Raw genomic sequence first — 1,083 nt, 5'->3', positions numbered from 1 at the left:
TGAATTTCTATATTTGAAAAATTTTATTATTTAAAAAGTATATGTTAAAGTATATGTTATTTGTATTATTAATTTTTCAAGTATGTTCTTTTGGTTATTTTAACTATAAATCACAGTCCTCTTGAGTTTTCTTGAAAATAAAGAAAATAGAGAAAAACTCATAAAAACCCTAATAATACACTTAAATTCTTATCTAAAAACTAAAAATAATCCAGAAAGAATTAATATTTTGGTTGAAATATATCAAGAATTACAAAAAGGTAGCCAAACTCCTGATCTTATTGATATAGAAGAACTTGAATTTAACAAAGAAGACATTTTCGAAGAATTATTTTATGCTTTAGGCGGTTTAGGAAGTATGTATTCCGTAGAAATGATACAATCAAGAATTGCAAATTTCATCAAAATACTTGGCGGAGAGCCTAAGCTTTTATTAGAACAATTTTAAACACATAGACTTCTTCTTGAAGTCTATGCAAATACTCAATTTTAGAAAAATTAATTATTCAATAACGCAGCTTTTATTGTATCATTTGTTGCTTTGGCATATATAGTAGTAGTATTTAGATTTGCATGTCTTAGAATTTTTTGTATGACCACAAGGTTTGTTCCTTTGGCTGTTAATCTCATGGCTAAAGTGTGTCTAAGCAAATGAAGTCCTTTTTTACTGATCAAAGCTTTAGCATAAATATTATTTACAATCAAAAAAGCATTGCTTCTATTTAAATGTTTTCCTGTGCTAGTTTGCATTATGTAATCACTATCTTGGATATTTTCTTTAAAATATTCAAGCTCATCATCTACTTCTTCTTTTTTAATAAATGCAAATTGTTCTTTACCACCCTTGCCTATTATGGATATTTTTAATATTTCATCATCAACCTCTTCAAAATCACAAAGTTTTACATTTAAAGCTTCAGAAATTCTAAGTCCTCCATAAAGCATAAGTTTTATCAGTAAAGAATTTCTAAAACTATTGTAAACTTCTTTTTTTGCTTTTTCTTTCTCTAAAACATTATTTAGCCTTATAATTTCATTTTCATTAAGATAATTTAATTTTTCTTCTGATTTTTCTGTTCTAAA

The 1,083-nt window shown here is 25.5% G+C and carries 2 protein-coding genes; one reads left to right on the top strand and one right to left on the bottom strand.

Annotation, left to right across the window (positions count from 1 at the left end; translation table 11 throughout):
• Positions 1-229: 229 nt before the first annotated feature.
• Entirely contained in the window at positions 230-448 is a 219-nt protein-coding gene (locus ELQ11_RS10425) for a hypothetical protein (RefSeq protein ID WP_134225304.1), read from the top strand.
• A gap of 50 nt (positions 449-498) precedes the next feature.
• On the opposite strand, the gene ELQ11_RS09565 is transcribed toward ELQ11_RS10425, so the two are convergent.
• Positions 499-1,083: tyrosine-type recombinase/integrase (locus ELQ11_RS09565; RefSeq protein WP_134225303.1), on the bottom strand; the 585-nt coding region annotated here is incomplete at its 5' end.

It is taken from the genome of Campylobacter sp. US50a (assembly GCF_004379015.1).
GTDB classification, from domain to species: Bacteria; Campylobacterota; Campylobacteria; order Campylobacterales; family Campylobacteraceae; genus Campylobacter_D; species Campylobacter_D jejuni.
Note: the sequence above shows the minus strand (reverse complement) of the source record. Positions and strands in the feature narration are given on the sequence as shown.